This is a genomic window from Cyclobacterium sp. (assembly GCF_014762705.1).
Classification (GTDB): domain Bacteria; phylum Bacteroidota; class Bacteroidia; order Cytophagales; family Cyclobacteriaceae; genus Cyclobacterium.
Window position 1 is genome coordinate 63177 of record NZ_JABURL010000060.1, and the last position, 20667, is coordinate 83843.

Annotated in this window: 15 protein-coding genes and 2 tRNA genes; 11 read left to right on the forward strand and 6 right to left on the reverse strand. The window is 42.1% G+C overall.

Features of this window, described 5'->3' with window-relative positions:
* The first annotated feature begins 15 nt into the window (after window positions 1–15).
* A complete protein-coding gene (locus tag HUJ21_RS11415) occupies window positions 16–876 on the forward strand; it encodes a fumarylacetoacetate hydrolase family protein (protein WP_291369848.1) in 861 nt (286 codons plus the stop codon).
* 87 nt (window positions 877–963) lie between these two features.
* On the opposite strand, the gene HUJ21_RS11420 is transcribed toward HUJ21_RS11415, so the two are convergent.
* Entirely contained in the window at window positions 964–3465 is a 2502-nt protein-coding gene (locus HUJ21_RS11420) for a mechanosensitive ion channel domain-containing protein (protein WP_291369850.1), read from the reverse strand.
* A 310-nt stretch (window positions 3466–3775) separates the two neighbouring features.
* On the opposite strand from HUJ21_RS11420, the gene HUJ21_RS11425 reads away from it, so the two are divergent.
* The 4 genes from HUJ21_RS11425 (at window position 3776) to HUJ21_RS11440 (ending at window position 6180) form a co-directional block, all read left to right on the forward strand.
* Window positions 3776–5257: a Do family serine endopeptidase gene (locus HUJ21_RS11425; protein WP_291369852.1), complete on the forward strand. Its 1482-nt coding sequence runs from the start codon at window positions 3776–3778 to the stop codon at window positions 5255–5257.
* 327 nt (window positions 5258–5584) lie between these two features.
* Window positions 5585–5659, forward strand: a tRNA-Val gene (locus HUJ21_RS11430).
* 155 nt (window positions 5660–5814) lie between these two features.
* Window positions 5815–5889, forward strand: a tRNA-Val gene (locus HUJ21_RS11435).
* Between the two features lie 33 nt (window positions 5890–5922).
* A complete protein-coding gene (locus tag HUJ21_RS11440; RefSeq protein WP_291369854.1) occupies window positions 5923–6180 on the forward strand; it encodes a GIY-YIG nuclease family protein in 258 nt (85 codons plus the stop codon).
* A 149-nt stretch (window positions 6181–6329) separates the two neighbouring features.
* Here the strand turns inward: HUJ21_RS11440 and HUJ21_RS11445 are convergent, their stop codons facing one another.
* Window positions 6330–8159, reverse strand: a complete 1830-nt coding sequence (locus HUJ21_RS11445; protein WP_291369856.1) for a TonB-dependent receptor — start codon at window positions 8157–8159, stop codon at window positions 6330–6332.
* A gap of 247 nt (window positions 8160–8406) precedes the next feature.
* On the opposite strand from HUJ21_RS11445, the gene HUJ21_RS11450 reads away from it, so the two are divergent.
* Entirely contained in the window at window positions 8407–10359 is a 1953-nt protein-coding gene (locus tag HUJ21_RS11450) for a M1 family metallopeptidase (protein WP_291369858.1), read from the forward strand.
* 49 nt (window positions 10360–10408) lie between these two features.
* On the opposite strand, the gene HUJ21_RS11455 is transcribed toward HUJ21_RS11450, so the two are convergent.
* The gene (locus HUJ21_RS11455; RefSeq protein WP_291369860.1) at window positions 10409–10861 is read right to left on the reverse strand and encodes a VOC family protein; all 453 of its coding nucleotides are present in this window, start codon (window positions 10859–10861) and stop codon (window positions 10409–10411) included.
* 96 nt (window positions 10862–10957) lie between these two features.
* On the reverse strand, window positions 10958–12589 hold the full coding sequence (locus HUJ21_RS11460) for a S41 family peptidase (RefSeq protein ID WP_291369862.1): 1632 nt from the start codon (window positions 12587–12589) through the stop codon (window positions 10958–10960).
* Window positions 12590–12765: 176 nt separating this feature from the next.
* Between HUJ21_RS11460 and HUJ21_RS11465 the strand changes: the two genes are divergently transcribed.
* The 4 genes from HUJ21_RS11465 to HUJ21_RS11480 are packed head-to-tail and all read left to right on the forward strand — an operon-like array spanning window position 12766 to window position 15314.
* On the forward strand, window positions 12766–13524 hold the full coding sequence (locus tag HUJ21_RS11465; RefSeq protein WP_291369864.1) for a hemerythrin domain-containing protein: 759 nt from the start codon (window positions 12766–12768) through the stop codon (window positions 13522–13524).
* Entirely contained in the window at window positions 13524–13937 is a 414-nt protein-coding gene (gene ruvX / locus HUJ21_RS11470; protein WP_291369866.1) for a Holliday junction resolvase RuvX, read from the forward strand. The genes HUJ21_RS11465 and ruvX overlap by 1 nt, the downstream gene beginning before the upstream one ends.
* Window positions 13934–14482 (forward strand): peptide deformylase, encoded by a 549-nt coding sequence (def, locus tag HUJ21_RS11475; RefSeq protein ID WP_291369868.1) that lies wholly within the window; start codon window positions 13934–13936, stop codon window positions 14480–14482. The genes ruvX and def overlap by 4 nt, the downstream gene beginning before the upstream one ends.
* 40 nt (window positions 14483–14522) lie before the next feature.
* Entirely contained in the window at window positions 14523–15314 is a 792-nt protein-coding gene (locus HUJ21_RS11480) for an amidohydrolase (RefSeq protein WP_291369870.1), read from the forward strand.
* Window positions 15315–15317: 3 nt separating this feature from the next.
* On the opposite strand, the gene HUJ21_RS11485 is transcribed toward HUJ21_RS11480, so the two are convergent.
* Window positions 15318–17453, reverse strand: a complete 2136-nt coding sequence (locus tag HUJ21_RS11485; RefSeq protein ID WP_291369872.1) for a T9SS type A sorting domain-containing protein — start codon at window positions 17451–17453, stop codon at window positions 15318–15320.
* 462 nt (window positions 17454–17915) lie between these two features.
* On the opposite strand from HUJ21_RS11485, the gene murF reads away from it, so the two are divergent.
* Window positions 17916–19208 (forward strand): UDP-N-acetylmuramoyl-tripeptide--D-alanyl-D-alanine ligase, encoded by a 1293-nt coding sequence (gene murF, locus HUJ21_RS11490; protein WP_291369874.1) that lies wholly within the window; start codon window positions 17916–17918, stop codon window positions 19206–19208.
* Window positions 19209–19266: 58 nt separating this feature from the next.
* On the opposite strand, the gene lpdA is transcribed toward murF, so the two are convergent.
* Window positions 19267–20664, reverse strand: coding sequence for a dihydrolipoyl dehydrogenase (lpdA, locus tag HUJ21_RS11495; RefSeq protein ID WP_291369876.1), 1398 nt, complete (start codon window positions 20662–20664; stop codon window positions 19267–19269).
* Window positions 20665–20667: the final 3 nt, after the last annotated feature.

The window sequence follows — 20667 nt, forward strand, 5'->3', positions numbered from 1 at the left end:
CAAAAAGGAAAACCAATGAAATTGATAAGATTTGGAAAAGCTGGTCAGGAAAGGCCTGGAATAGTGACAGCCAAGGGAAAGAAGTTGGATTGCTCCGCGTCCGGCTTCGATTGGACCGCTGATTTTTTAGGAAAGGGCGACAGTTTAAAGGAATTGGAGGAATGGCTGAATGTCCATGAAGACCAATGCCCGGAGATAACCGATGGCGAAAGACTGGGTTCACCGGTTCCTTTCCCATCCAAAATCATGTGCGTGGGCTTGAATTATTCCCTTCACGCCAAAGAAAGCGGAATGGAAGTACCCAAGCAACCGGTTTTATTCATGAAAGCAACCTCTGCGCTGACGGGTCCTTTTGATCCCATTGTCATCCCAAAAAATTCCAAAGCTACTGACTGGGAGGTAGAATTGGGCATTGTCATTGGTAAGAAGGCCAGTTATGTTTCCGAATCCGAAGCCATGGACCATGTATTCGGGTATGTTTTACACAATGATGTCAGTGAAAGGGATTTTCAATTGAATCACGGTGGGCAATGGGTAAAAGGTAAGAGTTGTGATACTTTTGCTCCGGTAGGGCCTTATCTGGTGAGCAGGGATGAAATAAAGAATCCGCATGATTTAAGGCTTTGGTTAAAGGTAAATGGGAAAATCATGCAGGACAGCAATACCTCAGACCTGGTGTTCAACGTACCTCAGCTGGTAAGCTACATCAGTCAGTACATGAGTTTGCTTCCGGGAGACATTATCAGTACCGGCACACCCGCCGGTGTAGGAATGGGGCTAAAGCCGCCAACTTATCTCAAAGCCGGGGATGTAGTCGAGCTGGGAATTGATGGGCTGGGTGTTTCCAGGCAAAAGGCAGAAGACTGGAAAGGATAATTTAGTATACCGAATCATAGGAGGGCATTGTTTTTTCTTATGGTTCGGTAGTTTCTAATGATCGCTTCCCACTGATCTTAAAAACTATCAAGGTTTTTTGGGTTTATTGTTCGGATCTAGATGCCCGCTTTTAATATGCAAATCCCTTTGAGGAAAGGGGATTTCGATTTTTTGCGCTGCAAAAGCGGCATAGATCTCTCTTAGGACTTTGTCCTTTACCTGAATCCATTCATCAAAATTAGCAACCCAAAAAAGGATGCGGAATTCAAGTGAGCTGTCCCCGAAATTATGAAGTAAAATATTGGGAGAGGGAAAAGAAAGGATGCCATCTTGGGACAAGACTTTTTTAATGATATCATGGACCTTTTCAATCTCAGAACCATAGGCCACACCTACCAGAATTTCCACTCTTCTTTTTTTGTCCGATAAGGTCCAGTTAACCAGGTGTTGGGACAACAAGTCTCCATTGGGAATAACCACTTCAGATCCATCATAGGCCTGGAGCGTACTGGAGCGAATACCAACTTCTTTCACCACGCCCGTACGCCCACCTACTTCTATGGCATCACCGATTTGTATTGGACGTTCAAATGCGAGGATAATACCGGAAACCAGGTTATTGACGATGGTTTGTAAACCAAACCCGATCCCAACACTCAGGGCTCCCAAAACGATTGCCAGCTTGTCAAGGGGAAGACCGGAAGCCGTTACTGCAAGGAAAAAGCCAAGGGTCAGGATAAAAAGCCTGATCAATAGAATGGATGATCCCAGTCGCTTCTCCCTTGGTCCAAGGTTTTGACTATCCCGGATAGAAGCGAAATAAGCAATGTTTTTAGCGAGTACAAAGGAAACCCAAATCAGTGAGAAGAAGGTCAAAATACTGCTGTAGGTAAATGTGGTATTGCCAAAAGTCCGGCTAGTTTTCAAAAAAATCAATACCTGATTACCAATGGTTTGATTCAATGAAAGATTCACAAGCAATAAATAAAGCCACATTAGCAATGCCAGGAAGGAGAAAATCTTTTTCATGCGGCTGTAAATAGCCTGGTAATTGAGGTAATTGGCATAATCTTTCTGGTTGTCCTTGCTTAATTCTGAAAGCAGGTAGATGGCCTCCATAAGGACCAGTACAAAAACATAAAGGGAAATTCCCTGCATGGTGCTTAAAGTAGAAGCTACTCCAAGGATTTTACCAAGACTAAACCTTCCGATCATATGAAAGCCAATGGAGACAGTTTGCGTCACCAGGAAAAAATAGATCAGATAGGGTAAATTTACCGGGAATTTACCCGGTTTTTTCTTGATACGGAGCAAAACTTTCAGCCCCACCAAAATACCGACTAAAGAGAATGAAAGCAGGTACCATTTTTCCTGATGGGCAAGTTGTGTGATGAGATTACTTGCCCCAAACACCAAAAATGCCATAACCATGACAATCCAAAGAAACATGTCCCCTCTATCCAGAACGATACGAATCAAAAAGGTAGTGGCCAGGATGCTTCCCGATAGACAGCAAAATATCAAAAAATAGGGGGGGACGGAGATTAAGAATGGGCTTATGGTAAAAAGAATCAGTGCCGTACTTAGAAAAGGGGAATACCTGAGGTATTTACTTCGATCAAGTATCAGGTTTGAAAAATCCTTGGTTTGGCTGATTTTCTGGATCATGTTTCGAATGCCAAAAAACAATAATAGAAAAAGCAACAAAATGAAAAGCAACCAGCCATATTTTGATTCGAGGTAATGCTTGACAATGACCCTATTGAGAATTAAAGTTTCCTTAATTACCGACACCAAAGGCTTTTCCAATTCAGAGGCATGTGTTTCCCATAAATTAGGGCTATCTCTTTTTAAAAGATCTCTTCTGAAATCCCTTTGCCGGATCCTGACTGACTCCAGAAGGTCAACAAGCTGAATCTGAATACCGCCCAACCGGCTCTGCATGTCCAGCCCCTTATTTCTTTTAAGGGTATAAATGCTGTCCACATAGGCAAATTTTTCTTTAAGTACCTTTTTTTGATTCAGGTATCCCTGAAGGGCCAAAGTGTCTTCCTCTTCGCCAGTTGAAAATGAAGCTTCGTTGATAATGGACAATTCTTTACCAGACTCCATAAATGCATTGACATTATCATCTATTTCTTTTTGCCAGGTATTGATTTGTTGTTGATACCCTATTATTAAGTTTTCCAACTCATTGAGGAACCTTAGATTTACGGTACCTCTTTCGATTAGAGATTGGTCTTTGATCCTGTTCAGAACCAACTCCATGACCAGTATTTCTTCATGCAGGTAAAGGGTGTCTCGGGCACGGGATAATTTTGATTGTATGATCTGAAGCTGATTTAAAAAGGATTGGGTTTGTTGGACTTTTCGTTCAATGCTTAGTGGTTCTATAGCTGAACTATCAGCCATTTTGACAGTGTCATTTTTGTTTTGGGTTGTCCCATCAAAATTCAGATTTAATCCTTGCGCCCAACCGATTGACAGGGAAGCAAAAAAGATGATGCAAATAAATAGTCCTTTCGGGAAGGGGAGTGATAAAAAGACTGACAGTCGGGTTTTCCCCTGATTGAATAGTATTGATTTCATTGGATTAATGTACAAATAACCGAAGAATTGCTTATTAATTTATATAAAATTTAGTTTAAAATTTATTCTATGCACGAATTATTCCTGCTTGTTTGGTGGATATTTTTATACATTGACAAACTTTATATAGCTTTCATTGGTTAATTCAATAAGGTTAGCATGTTTTACCAAAGGCAAATCCCAAATAGATTGATTTTTATTGTTAAATGCTGTTAAAATCAATACTTTGTTGGTAGGTGGCATCATTTTGGAAGCAACATAAAGGGAAGTTTAACGTGTAATTCAAGTAGTTAAATAAGAAAGGTATACAATGAATAGAAAACAGTTTTTCCTTGGAATGGTGCTTGCATCATTAATCGGTGGTATGGTTGCTGTATTAGGGGTAAATTTAATGCAGAACAACCAGGATTCATCTTCGAATTTTGATGAGAAGCAGAATACCAGTTTTGTTAACTGGCTCAACGATGATCGCTTTGTGATTCCTGAAGGAATCAATTTTGTGGCTTCAGCGGAGCAGGTGACACCCGCAGTTGTCAATGTAAGAAGTACGGTGACAATGGGTAACCGGGAAGGGGGCGTAGATCCCCTGGAAGAGTTCTTTGGTTTTCGCTCTCCCAGAGGCGAAGCACCCCCAAGACAAGGTAGGAGTTCTGGTTCCGGTGCGATTATTTCTGAAGATGGATATATCGTAACCAACAATCACGTGATTGAAAATGCATCCAAAGTAGATGTCACCCTTCAGGATAACAGGAGGTTTACGGCCAGGGTTATTGGCACAGATCCGACAACAGATTTGGCTTTACTCAAAATAGATGCAAATAATTTAAATTTCATCCCTTTTGGAAACTCGGATCAGGCGAAAATCGGGGAATGGGTACTTGCTGTAGGCAACCCTTATGAGTTAACTTCTACGGTTACCGCAGGTATAATTAGTGCAAAGTCAAGAAATATAGGCATTCTCAGGGATGAAAGTAATCTTCAGGTAGAATCCTTTATCCAAACTGATGCAGCGGTAAATCCAGGCAATTCCGGAGGACCCTTGGTTAACCTAAACGGGGAAATTATCGGTATCAACACTGCTATTGCCTCAAGAACCGGGGGATTTAGTGGTTATTCATTTGCTGTTCCCAGTTCCATTGTCAAGAAGGTTATGGATGATTTGCTGGAATTTGGAGCAGTACAAAGAGGACTGCTAGGCGTTGTCATCATGGATGTTAATGCGGATATAGAGGAAATGATTGGTGAAGAAGTTAATGCAAGTCGGGGAGTATACATAAGAGAAGTAAATGAAGGCAGTGGTGGAGAAGAAGCCGGTTTGCAAAAAGGAGATATTATCATTGGCGTAGATGGCTTTGATACTTATTCTACCTCAGCCCTTCAGGAAAGAGTGGCAAGAAAAAGACCTGGAGATAAGGTGGAGGTAAAGTTTTTAAGGGATGGCAAAGAGATGACGACTACGGCCACATTGAAGAATGTTTCCGGAGATACCAAAGTTGTCATCAAGGAGATTCCTAAGACAACCGAGTTTGACGGTGTCATTTTTGAGGATTTAAATGCCTCGATCAAGGAAAGACTTGAGTTAGAAGGTGGAGCTTCTATTTCTGTTATTGAAAATGAGGCCTGGAAAGAATCTGGTGTACAAGAAGGTTTTATCATTACCAAAATTGGAAGGACCAAAATCCTGAATGGTGAGGATGTAATCGAAGCTTTAAATAATTACCGGGGCGAAGAGGTTACCATATTGGGTGTTTATCCCAATGGACAAAGATCTTATTATGATCTGGATTTATAATTGATGCCTGAGGCAAATTCATTATTAAAGGTTGTTCCTTAATCAGGGACAGCCTTTTTTATTCAATGATATTCATTGAGATTAATATATTTCCTATCAAATTAAGACATTGATATCTGACTGAATATAAAAAAAATTTAATCAATTTTTGCAACAATGAAATTTAACCCTACATTTGCATTCCGATTCTGGGGAATTTTTGACCAGCACTAATAATAGAGTGCATTTTCTACCGGGGTTTGAGCGCATGGGAGTTTAGCTCAGTTGGTTCAGAGCATTCCGATTTACATCGGAAGGGTCGTTGATTGAGCATTAAAAAAAAGAAATGGGAGTTTAGCTCAGTTGGTTCAGAGCATCTGCCTTACAAGCAGAGGGTCGGGGGTTCGAATCCCTCAACTCCCACTTTATGGAATTAAGCTGGATTCCATGTCAGGTTGTTTTTTGGGATTAACACCAGAAGGTTTCTGGAAATGAAGCATGGGAGTTTAGCTCAGTTGGTTCAGAGCATTCCGATTTACATCGGAAGGGTCGTTGATTGAGCATTAAAAAAAAGAAATGGGAGTTTAGCTCAGTTGGTTCAGAGCATCTGCCTTACAAGCAGAGGGTCGGGGGTTCGAATCCCTCAACTCCCACATTTAGACCTCGTAGTGAGGTCTTTTTTGTTTATGCCTTGTCATTTTTACATATTGTTCTCCGAAACAAAAAACAGGTTCTATATCGGGGCTACCTGTGATCACCTGGACCAGAGAGTTCGAAGGCACAATGCAAATCATAAAAAGGGATTCACAGGTCACCAGAATGATTGGATGATCGTTTATTCTGAAGCTTTCCCTTCAAAACAGCAAGCTTTTGACAGGGAAAGGGAGGTCAAAGGCTGGAAAAGCAGAAAAAAAATTATCGACCTGATCTCATCCCAAAATTAACGGTTCAGAGCATTCCGATTTACATCGGAAGGGTCGGGGGTTCGAATCCCTCAACTCCCACATTTAGTCTCTATGGGAAGCTTTTTTTGTAATGACTGTATATTTGGATTTTAAGCAAATATTTTTCTTTATTTGGGATCAAAATGCATTTATTTCAGTGTAAAATTGACCCCTCCTCTAGCCCATCTTCCGGGCATTTGCACTGTCCCTGCCTCGATATAATCGGTATTGCTCAAATTTGATATTTCGGCAAAGAAGCCAACTTTTTTTAGCCTGTTGACATCCATTCTGATGTCCAGTAAAAAATAAGGTGCCAATTTCATCCGTTCTATGTACCTGCTTTTGGCGGTCAGTTCTATGTTCTGCCGGAATTCAGCGCGAATGCCCGCAATGAGTTGATGTTTTAAGGCATTTAATGAATATTGTGTTTCTTGTCCTTCCTTCTCGATAAGGTCTGCTGCAATATAATTGTAGCTCATGGTGATTTCATCTACCCTTATCCTATGCTGAGAACCTTCAAATTGGTATTGAAATCCCGCTTCTATTCCTTGAAAAACTACCTCGTTAAAATTTTGAGGCTGCCATGCTGTGTCTTCATCCGGCCTTGTCCACTCTATCAGGTTATTGGTATGTCTGTTGAAATATACCAATTCTGCGTTAAACCCTTTTTTGGATATTTTGACACCCCCTTCATAATTTCGGGCCTTTTCAGGTTCAAGGGCATCATTTCCGATATTGGTTGGTCCCACATAATAGAGGTCAGTGTAGGTGGGGATTCGAAAACTTACACCAAAATTTGCATAGGTCCGCATCCAGGAATTGATTTGATACCCAAGCTCTGCTCCGGGAAAATGTTTCCATCCATACTCCGAGTAATAGTTGGAATAGATGCCGGCCCTGACATCCCCTTTTTCTGAAAATTCAAGTCGGTGTTCGAGAAATGCCCCCATCAAGTTCCTGTTTCTCAATCCCAGATTGTTGCTGTCAATGCTTTCTTTGCGGCCCTCAATTCCCATTCCCAAGGTTCCTATCCCGGTTTCTTGTCTGGCATTTATTTCTAAAGCAAAAACATCGGTCTGATGGATGTTTTGAAAAACAGCAGGGTCATTTCTTACCAGTCTGAATTCATCCTGGTTTCTTCTCCAATAGGCGCGTGACAAGATATAACTGTTCCCTTTTTCGAAGGTATGGCTTAGGGAGGCCAGTGTAGTCTGTATGCTTTCCCATTGGTCAGGAAAAGCGCTGGTGTAGAAGCCATTCGCTCCAAAATCCCTGTCTGCGTATGCCAACATGGTTTTAATCTCCTGGAATTGGTTTAGTGAGCGTCCTCCTTCATAAAAAAAATTACTGACCTTATAATCAGAATTGTACCAATGCCCGTCACTGGCGTCATGGGACACAGCCAGGCTTTGCCGGTATTTCCCTACGGGCAAACTCAATTGAAAAGAAGCTCCTCTCATACCAAAATCACCACCATATAATCCGGACTGAAGTTGGAAGGTTTCGGGTAATTCTGTGATGATGTTGATAGCTCCGGCATAAGCATTCTGCCCATAGATCCTTGAAGCAGGCCCTTTCAGAATGTCCACTCTTTGGATTCCTGAAAGAGGAACCGGGATATTTACCATGTGGTGCCCGGTTTGGGGGTCGGAAAGCTTAATGCCATTGACCAACATGAGGGTTTGTTCGAATGATCCTCCTCTTATACCAATATCTGCCTGTACTCCCCCTATACCCCGTTGGCGGACATCCACTCCGGGAGTAAAGGAGAGAATTTCCTGAAGGCTTCTTGCGGGGGTGGTTTCCAGTGCTTTTCTGTGGATGATATTGATGTTTCTTGAACTTTTCGAAAAGGGGATTTCCATTCGGTTTTCTTTGATGATCACCTGATTCAGGGTAATAGAGGTGCTGTCATCCTGAGCGAAAACCAGGGAAGATAATGCCAAAAAAAGAGATGGAATTAAGTAATATTTTATCATAATAATTTGGTTAGGTCATTCAAATTACCCTCCAAAAAACCAAAATTACAAATTTATAAACCAATGGTGTTTTTAGTAAATAATGAAAAAAATAAACATTCATTGGAATAAAAGCCAAATTTAAATGGCCAGCGAACTTTTTCATGGACAAAATGGATGGGGTGAGGGGCTATGTAGGAAGCATGATTCTTCTTCATGGATTTCTTTTTTCCTTAATAAATCTATTATTTTAGCAAAAAGGAAAGATATGAAATATATACTCACAGGAAAATGGTTGGTATTGTTGCTGCTATTTTCAACGAATTGGCTTTCAGCGCAGGAAACAGAAAACAATCAAAAAGATTTCAATGATTTTACCTACAGACAGGGCAATGCCTATCGGACTGCATCCGGTTTGCCAGGTCCGGAATATTGGCAAAACGAGGCCGATTATCAGATTGAGGTGACCCTGGATGAAGATGAGCATACGCTTTTGGGGCAAATAGAAATTACCTATACCAATAATAGTCCCCAAAGTTTGCCCTTCATCTGGCTACACCTGGAGCAGAATAGGTTTAAGTCCGACTCAAGAGGAACGCTTACCACTCCTATACAGGGCAACAGGTATTCAGGAGATAGGGATGGGGGCTATTCCATTGCTCAGGTTTCAGCCAGGCTGGACAAAAGGGGTAGCAAGACATCTACCCGATACCTGATCAATGACACCAGAATGCAGGTGTTTTTTGATGAACCCCTGGCGGCCAATGGTGGAGTAGCAAAAGTCAGTATGAATTTTGAGTTTAAAATCCCTGAAAAAGGCATGGACAGAATGGGGCGGCTTGATGTTGAGGATGGCACCATCTATGCCCTTGCTCAATGGTATCCCAGGGTAGCAGTTTTCGATGATGTGGTAGGCTGGAATATTGAACCTTATCTTGGAGCAGGGGAGTTTTATTTGGAATATGGAGATTTTGATTATAAAGTTACGGTTCCTTATGATCATATTGTAGTAGGTTCTGGTGCGCTTCAAAATCCTAAGGAAGTGCTCAATAACAGTCTGCAGGAAAGAATGGAAATGGCGGCAAATAGTGACAGCACTGTATATTTGGTAAAGCCCGGAGAGGTGCTGCAACCAGAACTGACCAGACCAAAACAGGATGGCAATATCACCTGGCACTTTAAAATCGAAAATGCCAGAGATGTGGCCTTTGCTTCTTCCAAAGCCTTTATCTGGGATGCCGCCATGATCCGATTGCCAGGAGGAAAAACAGCCATGGCACAGTCTGTTTACCCCAAGGAAAGCGATGGGAATGAGGCCTGGGGAAGGTCTACCGAGTATAGCAAGGCTTCTATCGAACACTATTCCAATATGTGGTATGAATATCCATATCCTGTTGCCGTCAATGTCGCCGCAGATATCAACGGGATGGAGTATCCGGGAGTGAATTTTTGTAGCTTTAATAGCAAGGGAAGTTCCCTGTGGGGAGTCACCGACCATGAATTTGGTCACAATTGGTTTCCTATGATTGTAGGTACAAACGAAAGGCGATATGCCTGGATGGATGAAGGGTTCAATACCTTTATCAACCATTACAGTTCAGAAGCATTTAATGATGGTGAATACGGATCCAATTTGGATCAGACACGCAGGTATGTCAGCTGGCTGACCAATCCTGACAGAGAAGGAATAGACACCTATCCGGATGTGGCCAATACCTCCAATCTCGGTATGATTGCCTACATGAAGCCCGCAATGGGTTTGCTGATGCTCAGGGAGTATATTCTCGGGGAAGAACGTTTTGACAATGCATTTAAAGCTTACATCAATGGCTGGGCCTATAAACACCCACAGCCCAATGATTTTTTCAATATCATGGAAAATGTGGGAGGGGAAAACCTGTCCTGGTTTTGGAAATCCTGGTTTTATGGCACCGATAACATTGATTTGGCTATAGAAAATGTGGTGCCTTATGGCAATGATCAGGTCATTATACTATCCAATAAAGGGGGAGTTCCCATGCCTGTGAAACTGGAATTGACTTACGATGATGGCAGCATTGAGACGATGATGCTTCCCGTTGAAATCTGGCAAAGGGGCGACCGCTGGAATTACCAACACCGTTCAGAAAAAGATTTAACAGCAGTTGAAATTGATCCGGAAAAAATCCTTCCGGATATCAATATTGCCAATGACAAATGGCCTAGCAATATTTATGAATAACCAGCACAAAAGGTGGCCATATGGCCACCTTTATTTTTTCACGCAGAAATTAATACTCATCATTGATTTCTATCCAATATCCATTTGGATCCTGAATATAAATTTGTTTTACGCCATCTGGTCGAATATTGATTTTCCCCTTGTTGTCCACGGCATCTTCAAAGGGGATGTTATTGGCAGCTAATTTTTCAATAAATGCATCCAGATCGGCTACACTGAAGCAAAGGTGGTTTGTTTTGTCAATAAGCGGCTCTTGCCAGGGCTTTTCCCTTTCTATGAGATGCATGGAAAGTCCGAGGCCTATGTCATACCAGGCATGCAACCCATCTTTGAAAGGCTCCTCAATGGTTTTTAATCCAACGATATTTTCATAGAATTGACTGCTTTCTTTTAAGTCCTTGGCATAAACGGCGAAATGATTGATTTTGGTTTGGCTGAATCCATTCATGGAAATTAATACTAGTAAGGTGATTAATGAAGTAAGTGTGATTTTTTGGTTCATGGGTATTGTCGTTACATTCGATTGTTTTGGGAAATTTAATCAATAAAAAAAGGCCAGGAAATAATTTCCAGGCCTTTCTTAAATTTCAATTTCTTACTACTCCTCGAAAAATGCCAGTGCTTCCGCACTTTCCAGAAGTTTAAGTGCCTGTTGGTAAATTTCATTAATGTCATTGATTACCATGTAAAAGGCGTTGTCATCGTAAAGGTTCCTGGCCATATGGGCTTTAAGAAGTACTTTTAGATAGGTTTTGGACTTGTTAAAGTCTTTTTCGTTAAATTTAACTTCGTACTTTTCGCCTGTTTTAACCAGCTCGTCAAGCATTTTGTCTGAAATTTCATAATCATTGTAAAATTCATCAAAAGACATGTTGGCAAATTTTTTCTTGTTTTCATCCACATAGTCCAAAATGAATTCTCTCCATGATTCTGAGCTAAAAAGCCTGCTGACATAAGAACTGGTCATACTGGTATCCATAGGCACGAAGTAATCGGGCATGATGCCTCCTCCGCCATATACTGTTCTTCCCTTTACTGTTTCGTATTTCAGGCTATCATTAAAGTTTATGCTATCGGCACTGAAAAACTCACCATGTTCCAATCTGTTTATATAATCCATGGCATAATCCTCCTCGCTCTCACCGTAGGGCTTTTGAATGGACCTGCCGGAGGGAGTAAAATACCTGGCAATGGTTAGTCTCAACTCCGCTCCATCGGATAGGTCGATAGGCATTTGTACCAGGCCTTTGCCAAAAGATCTTCGGCCTACAATCAAGCCCCGGTCGTTATCCTGTACTGCCCCTGCCACAATCTCAGAAGCCGATGCACTGCCTTCATTGACCAAAACAATTATTGAGCCTTCTTCGAATGAACCTGGACGCACGGCTCTGGCTTTTTGACTATACCTTTTCAGTTTGCCTTCCTGGGAGACGATCACCGCATTGTCTTTCAGAATCTCATCGGCGATATTGATGGCAGCACCCATATATCCTCCCGGGTTGCCTTGCAAATCCAGGATCAAACGATCCATGCCTTTCTCTTTGAGTTCTTGTAAAGCAGACCTAAACTCCTCATGGGTATTTGCGGCAAACCTGGTTATTTTGATGTAACCCGTTTCTTGATCAATCATGTAAGATGCATTGACGCTGTATTGAGGTATCTTGTCCCTGACAATATTGAAATCTAAGAGCTCCTCCTCATTTTTCCTTTGTATGCCAATTTTAACCTCGCTGCCTTTTGGCCCTCTTAGTAGATCAAATACGTCTCTATTGGTTACACCCGTTCCGGCCACCGTTTCTCCGTTTACCTTAATAATCTGATCACCGGGAAGCAAGCCCACTTTTTCCGAGGGGCCACCTGTCAAAGGAGAAACCACGTAGATGGTGTCTCTCAGTATGCCAAATTCAATGCCGATTCCGTCAAATTCACCCTCCAACTGTGATTTTGCCAAAGCGGCATCTTCAGCAGGTATATAACTGGAATGGGGATCTAGTTTCCCCAGCATTTTTTCTATTCCAAACTCTACCAATTCATTGGTGTCCACACTGTCTACATAATCCCTGTTGATGTAAGTGATAATTTCTTGCAGCTTGTAAATGGCGGATTTCAGGTCATTTCTGTCCGTTTTGGGCTCGGCGAAAGTAGCGCCTATCCAAATCCCCGCAGAGATTCCAAGGGCGAGAAATAAGGGAAGTCTGATTTGTGCTTTGGTATTTTTCTCTATACTCACGTTATTCCTGTTTAATATTAAAATACATCGAAATGCAGTCTTCTAATTTAATTGATTTATATCAGATTAACAATTAAACATGTATTAAAGGCATTTCGTTTAAACAAACGCATTTAATTTAAAATCGGTGTTGAAAGGTACCCCTTTTTAAAGTATTTTATTTTATTTTTGTATCAATGCTTTCTTCAGAAAACAAACATAAAAAATCCATTGCAGAACTCGTGAGCGAAAACTATACGCTCGCAGAAGTGCTGCATTATTTTGGAATAAGTTTTTTTCGGTATGAAAAGTATTCCCTGGAGGAAGTGTGCCATCAATATAAAGTTAATCCTGCTCAGGTAATTACAGAGTTGGAACAGTGGGCAAACAGAAGAGAACCAACTACCGACGAATTGTACCTGCATCCCATCGAAGTTATGGTGAGCTACTTGAAGAAAAAACACAGATTTTTTGTCAGACAAGCGCTGCCATTTCTGTCAAGTATAGTGGAAGGGATTGAGTTAGGGGCAGCCTACAAAGACCTGATAACCGACCTTAGGTTGATGTTTCCCCTTTTTGTCGATGATTTTATCCATCATATCCATGAAGAGGAAAATACACTATTCAATAGGGTAAGCATGTTACAGGATTTTGATAGAGGGGTTTTGCCTTTGTTCCAATCTGTTAAGGTTTTTTCTTTGCCCCCTATTAGTGACATGGCCGCTGAACATGAAGGTCATGATGATGAAATGGTAGGAATCAGAAAGCTTACGGATGATTATAAAATACCAGGTGAGGCTCCGGTGGCCATGAGGATACTTTTTTACGAATTTCAGCAACTTGAAAAGGAACTTATAATTCACGCAAAGATTGAAAATGACCTGTTATTCCCCAAAGCAATAGAATTGGAAAAGGAGGTAAAACGAAAAATTTCCCTTCAAATAAAAAATAACTGATGGGCAGAATCATGGCCATAGATTTAGGGACTAAACGAACCGGTCTGGCCGTCACAGACCCTTTGGGAATTCTGGCCAACCCTCTGGAAACTATCCCCACCAATAATTTGTTAGCTTATCTTGAAAATTACCAGAGCAAGGAGAATGTTACGGAGATAGTAATTGGTTACCCAAAATCACTCGATGGTAAAACCACTCATATGACCGGACCTGTTTTGGCATTGGAAAAGAAATTAAAGCTGCTTTTTCCTGAAAAAAGCATTTCCTTGGTAGATGAACGCTTTACTTCCAAGATGGCCATGCAGTCCATGATCAGTATGGGAAGCAAAAAGAAGGACAGGAAGGAAAAGGCAGGCAACCTGGATAAAATCAGTGCGGCCATTATCTTACAAACTTATTTAGAAAGAAAATGATATACCCCATAGTTGCATACGGCAATAACATATTAAAAAAAGAAGCAGTAGAAATTCAGGAAGGCGAAGACATGAAAAACTTGATCAGTGACATGTTTGAAACCATGGGTAAGGCCAATGGGGTCGGACTTGCTGCTCCTCAAATCAATAAAGGGGTCCGCCTGTTTGTCATAGACAGCAGTTTGATGCTTGAGGAGGAGGATGAGGAGAAAGGTGTGAGAAAGGCTTTTATCAATCCCATTATTCTCGATGAATATGGTGACAAATATGTTTTTGAGGAGGGCTGTCTGAGTATACCCGAGATCAGGGCAGAAATCACCCGTCCTGAAAAGTTGACCATAGAATATTTTGACGAAAATTGGAATCTCAGGGAAGAAGAGTTTTCTGGCATGACAGCCAGGGTCATTCAGCATGAATATGACCATTTGGAAGGGATACTTTTCATTGATTATTTAAAAGGCCTTAAAAGGCGCATGGTGAAAGGGAAGCTACTGGATATAAGCAAAGGTAAGGTCCCAACAGATTATCGGATGGTATACCCCTGATCCGCTCCAAATTGCCCTTAAACGTTAAAATAATTTTATTTTGGAAAACCTCTCATTAGCTTTATTTCAGATTGATCTTCATTGGGAAAATACTTCGGCAAATTTGGCCATGTTTGAAGAAAAGCTTTGGGGCATGGATGGAAAGGTGGATATTATGGTCCTGCCCGAAATGTTTACTACGGGATTTACCATGAATACCCTCAGCCAGGCCGAGCCCATGAATTTGTACAGTACCAAATGGATGCAACGGATGGCAGCGCAAATGAAGACGGTAATTACCGGAAGTGTAATGATCAAAGAGGGAGGGAAGCACTTCAACCGCCTGCTTTGGGCTACACCAGATGGGCAGCTTGCCTATTATGACAAACGACACCTCTTTAGAATGGCAGATGAAGACCATCACTATGCCATGGGACAAAAAAATCAAACCTTCACTTATAAGGGCTGGAAAATCAGACCTCAGGTTTGTTATGATCTCAGGTTTCCGGTTTGGTCCCGAAATGGCTCATCCGAGGAAGGAGAGATGGATTATGACTTAGTTTTTTATGTGGCCTCATGGCCTGCACCGAGGGTGCAGGCCTGGGATATTTTGCTTCAGGCCAGAGCCGTTGAAAACTTGTCTTACAGTATCGGTGTAAACAGGGTGGGAGTAGATGGTAATGGGGTGGCATATTCCGGTCATTCTGCAGCTTATGATTTTAAGGGAAACTGCCTGGCATCGGGAGGTGAAAAGGAGGGTATCGTCCAGGTTAACCTGGATAAAGCAGCTCTGATGACTTACCGGGAAAAATTTCCTGCCTGGAAAGATGCAGACCGCTTTAGTTTAAAATAATTTTCAGGGACTTACCCATAATTTTTTGTATAGTCGCTGCCTGTTTTTTCCGATTAACTCCAAAATATACAATCCGGGACTGAATCCAAAAAGGCTGATTTCAGAAACTCCCTGTTCTTTGATCAACAGGCCCTCCCTGATTAGTTTTCCGCTTGCCCCATAGATAGCAAGGATTACTTCCTCCTGGTTAACAATCAATTTAAGGTTTTCTCCCCTGCTGGGATTGGGAAAAACGATGGCGTTGAGCTTTTCATCAGAACCATTTTCATCACCTGCTATGCTACTCAAATACTCGAGTCCACCCGCCCTGTTGCCAATAATCAAATCCGGGTCCTCTCCCAAAAGACCTGGAATGAAGCTGATCCAGGTATTTCTCCCAAACCTGGTTTGATCGAAATCCCCTGCCTCAGTCCGGATAGAGAGCCTGCTCATGACAGGGTCAGCCAGAATGTCCTTAACTGAAAAAATTACTCCCCGCTGGTCAATAGCCATCAAAGCAGGATGTTCCCCAGAGCTTGCAGTAAGGGTTAAATTTCTGTTTACCGGATTGTCTGTAAAACCTAAAAAATCCCGCTCCAGCAATTCCAGGGCAGGTTCTCCGGACAGGTCTATGGAATATAAAACCAATTCCCCAGTTTGCCTGGCCAAGAGTAAATAATCTGTGTTTCCATCATGAAATAAAAAAACCTGATCCAGGCCTCTGAGATTAAAGGAGGGAATATGTACAGCAATTTTTTCTGTGGCTGATGAAACAGGGCTAAGCCAAATTATTTTTTCAGGAATATTATTGGTTATCTGCTCACCCGATAGCAGGTGGAAGGATTGGCCTGAGGTAGAAGTGTATTCCTGGTAGCTCAGCTCCCGGAGCCCCAATGTCTCCAGCTCTAAAAAATCTTCATCCACCAATTCAAGTCGATCTCCTTCAAGCCGAAAATGAAATATCTTGCCTTTGATTTCTTTTTGTCCAGTTATATTTGCCGCAACAAAAAGGTTGCCCTGGAAGGCATTTCCTGTAAAAAAAGGCCTGGAATTTTCCCCAAAGTCCAGCATGTTTTCCTGCAAAAAGGCATTGGTCAGGGGGAGGCCTTCGCCGGTTGGGGGCAAAAGATACATGCTCTGGGCGAAATCAATACCAAAATTGCTGGCTACCTCTGATGAATGACTGGAAATCAACAGGTTTCCTTCATAAGGAAAAGCTGCATGAAATATTGGAAATTCCGGCAATGGCCCAAAGTCGGGGAGGGTAGTGGAAAATGTGTCAAAGGCCGGTACCAAATCTGTACCCGAATTAGGAAGATAATATAAAGTTTCACACAAATCCTGGCCTATGAGCAAATCCTTGATGCCATCATTGTTTAGATCCCGGTAAAGGAGGGTATGCCCGCCGGAATGCTTGGTCCTTAATTGTTCTTCAGTATTTTGGATGGAGGATATGGGCTGACCGCTGCAGGTTGTGCCAAAGCTGATGTTTCCACAACCGCAAAATTCAAAATTGCCCCATCGAATTATCGCTGAGGCAAAACCATCAACGTCAGCTTGGTTTTTCCTTTCTATACTGGTGTTTTGGTAGTATTCCAGGTAATCACCCGAGGCGAAATTAAAGGTGAGCACATCCAGGTCCCCATCCCCGTCCAGATCTTCGATCAAGGGAATGTCTAAAATATTGCTGGTCAGGTTGGCACCATTATCTAGCCGGAGAAAATCCTGAGCTACCTCCCAGGCTGGAAAAATTTCACCCGAACCTGTATTGTTTTTATACACTTTGATGCCAAATGGAGAACCGGTAAACAAGTCTCCTCTACCGTCTCCGTCAAAATCTTTAAGTAACAGAAAAGCATTGATATCATCTGGAAAATAAAAAGCAGCTTCCGGAACGTTGGTAAATTGCCCCCCGGTTTTTTTGAAGGCCCTGATCATTCCAGCATTGATGTCCCAAACTACAAGCTCTTCTATTCCGTCCCCGTCGAGATCAAATTCCTGAACCTGTGCCGCATTGATTCCTCCGGCAAAGGGCATGGAAAGTTCCATTTCCTCGGCAAGAAAGACCCTGGCAATGGTGGATTCAAATTGGTATTTTTCCTGGGCTTTTACTTGCAGCAGGCTGATCAAAATCAAAGTAATACTAAGGCGGCAGTTCATAGGGATATACTGTATATCTTTGGCTCCTGAGTGCAAAGATAGAGATAATACTGTGTTGCTTGGACTGAATTTAATAAAGCTCCTCTTTTAATAAATGGTTCCATTCAAACTTGTGAACGTAAGGAATTTTAAGAAGCATTTGCCATTAGTGAGGTTTACCATAGTTTTCTTGCCATTTCTTATTTTGTTAACTCTTTGGGGTTATTAAAATTGCTAAATATCCTGCGAACTGATTTGTTTTTTTTTTTTTTTGGCTTGGTCTGTCTCCTGATGGTTTTGTAAGGACAGGGTAAATTCGTTTTTTAAAATAAGTGATGAATAGCTAAAAAATGAAATACCTTAGTTTTGGAGGGAAAAAGTTATTTTTAATCAACCGGAATATAAATTGAGAACAGATATATTACTTTTGTTTACCGGGAGTCAATATCCCGGTTTTCTTTAATTTGAAAAAAGAATTTGAGCATGGAAAGGATCAATCGGCTGCATGACCATTTTTTATCGGCAGGCAGGGTATGTACGGATACCCGCAAAATTCAAAAAGGTGATTTGTTTTTTGCCCTCAAAGGGCCCAATTTTGATGGGAACCAATACGCGGCAAAAGCTTTGGAACTAGGGGCTTCCATGGTGGTTGTGGATGACCCTACGGTTGTAACCGGCGATGGTTTTATTTTGGTTGAAGATGTGCTTAAAGCATTACAAGAGCTGGCTACCTTTCACAGAAAACAATTTAACCTACCAGTAATTGGTCTAACCGGATCCAATGGGAAGACAACAACCAAGGAGCTGATGCAGCAGGTACTTTCCCGGAAATTCAGGGTTCTTGCTACGGAGGGTAATCTCAACAACCATATTGGAGTGCCCCTGACATTGTTGGGCATTACCAGGGATACAGAAATCGCCATTGTTGAAATGGGGGCCAATAAGCAGGGAGATATAGCCGAACTTAGCCATATTGCCTTGCCTACCCATGGCCTGATCACGAATATTGGGCAGGCGCATTTGGAAGGAATGGGTGGTCCCGAAGGCGTTTTGAAAACCAAAACTGAACTTTTTCAATTTCTTTTGGAAACCGATGGGAAGGTGTTTTTGAATACCAGACAAGCGGTATTTGCCAACATGAAACACAGGTTTAAAGATCCCGTCCTTTTTCCTGAATCAGGTCATTTTTGTCCTGTTCAGTTTCTTGGTGCCGATCCCTTTGTAACCTTCAGTACCGGTGAAGGCAGTATTGGTTATACCTCTCAATTGATAGGGGAATATAATTTTGACAATATTGCAGCAGCCATATGTATAGGAAAGTTTTTTGGAGTTTCTTTAGGGGAGGCAGCAGCTGCAGCAGCGGGCTATGCTCCTTCGAATATGCGTTCACAAATCCTGGAGAAGCGCAGTAATTTGATTTTTATGGATGCCTATAATGCCAACCCCTCAAGTATGGAAGAGGCTTTAAAGGCCTTTGGCAGACTGGACAAAAGGAAACACAAAATGGTGATAGTTGGGGATATGTTGGAATTGGGGGAGCATACTGTTTCTGCCCATGAAAAGCTGGGGGAACAATTGCAGCAGATGAATTTGGATAAAATTTGCCTTACTGGCAAATTGGTTCAACATGCCTTGCCAAAAGTACCAAAGGCATTGTATTTTCCGGATCCGCTTTCTTTCAGGAACTGGTTGAAGGATTCCGCTCTTGAAGATTACCAAATCTTTATTAAAGGCAGCAGGGGAATGAAATTAGAATCCTTATTGGATTTCATTTAAAGACAAAGGCCGCTGAGGGTACAGCGGCCTTTGTGGGATGGAAAGCGCTTTGCCCAGATTATACGTGCAGGGCACGATTATCTGTAGCTGCCAGACAAGCTTCCCGAAACACTTCTGTATAGGTGGGGTGGGCATGGGACATTCTGGCAATATCTTCTGCGGAAGCCCGGTATTCCATGGCCACCACAGCCTCAGCAATCATGTCTGCTGTTCTGGGACCTATCATGTGAACGCCCAGAATTTCATCTGTTTCGGCATCTGCCAAAACCTTAACCAGGCCATCGGTATCCCCACTGGCTCTGGCTCTCCCGGAAGCCATAAAGGGGAACTTTCCCGTTTTGTATTTTTTTCCTTTATCTTTTAACTGCTCTTCGGTATATCCTACGGAAGCCACCTCAGGCCAGGTATATACTACTCCGGGAATAAGCAGGTAATTGATGTGGGGTTTTTGCCCTGCTAACTGTTCGGCTACAAACACACCTTCCTCTTCAGCTTTATGGGCTAGCATGGTACCTTTAACCACATCTCCAATGGCATAAATATGATCCACACTGGTTTTAAGGTGTTCATCTACCTCTATTTGTCCTTTATCATTGACTTTCACTCCTGCCGCCTCAGCATTTAAACCTTCTGTATAAGGGCGTCTTCCAATGGATACCAGCACATAGTCTCCTTTGATAGCCACCTCTTCATCCTTACTGTTTTGAGCAGTTACGGTAACTTCTTTCCCCTTTCTTTCCACAGCAGTTACCTTGTGTTTGAGGTAGAATTCAATGTCAAGTTTTTTCAGCGATTTTTGTAGCTCTTTGCCCATGGTTTTATCCATGGTAGGTATGATACCGTCCATAAATTCCACTACGGATACTTTGGCCCCCAGTCTTGCATAGACAGACCCCAGCTCAAGTCCGATGATCCCACCTCCAATGATCACCAGGTGTTTGGGCACTTCCTTGAGTTCAAGTGCTTCTGTAGAGGTAATGATCCTTTCTTTATCCAGGTTGATAAAAGGAAGGTTGGCAGGTTTTGATCCGGTGGCAATGATGATATTTTTACCACTGATCTCTTCTTTTTTGTCTCCCTCCTTTTGGATGACTACCGTATTTTTATCTTTAAAAACCCCAAGACCCTGGTGAACATCAATCTTGTTTTTTTTCATCAGGTATTGGATACCGTCTACGTTTTGTTTGACGACATCCCGCTTCCTGCTGATCATTTGTTTGAAATTAACCTTTAAATCCTTCAGGTCTATCCCATGGGTTTTGAAACTGTGCGCAGCATTGTGGTAGTGCTCAGAGGAATCCAGCAAGGCCTTGGAGGGGATACAACCCACATTCAGACATGTGCCGCCCAAAGTCGGGTATTTTTCTATTATGGCAGTTTTCAGTCCCAGTTGGGCTGCTCTTATAGCTGCTACATAGCCACCCGGACCGGAACCAATTACGATTAAATCATACATAGT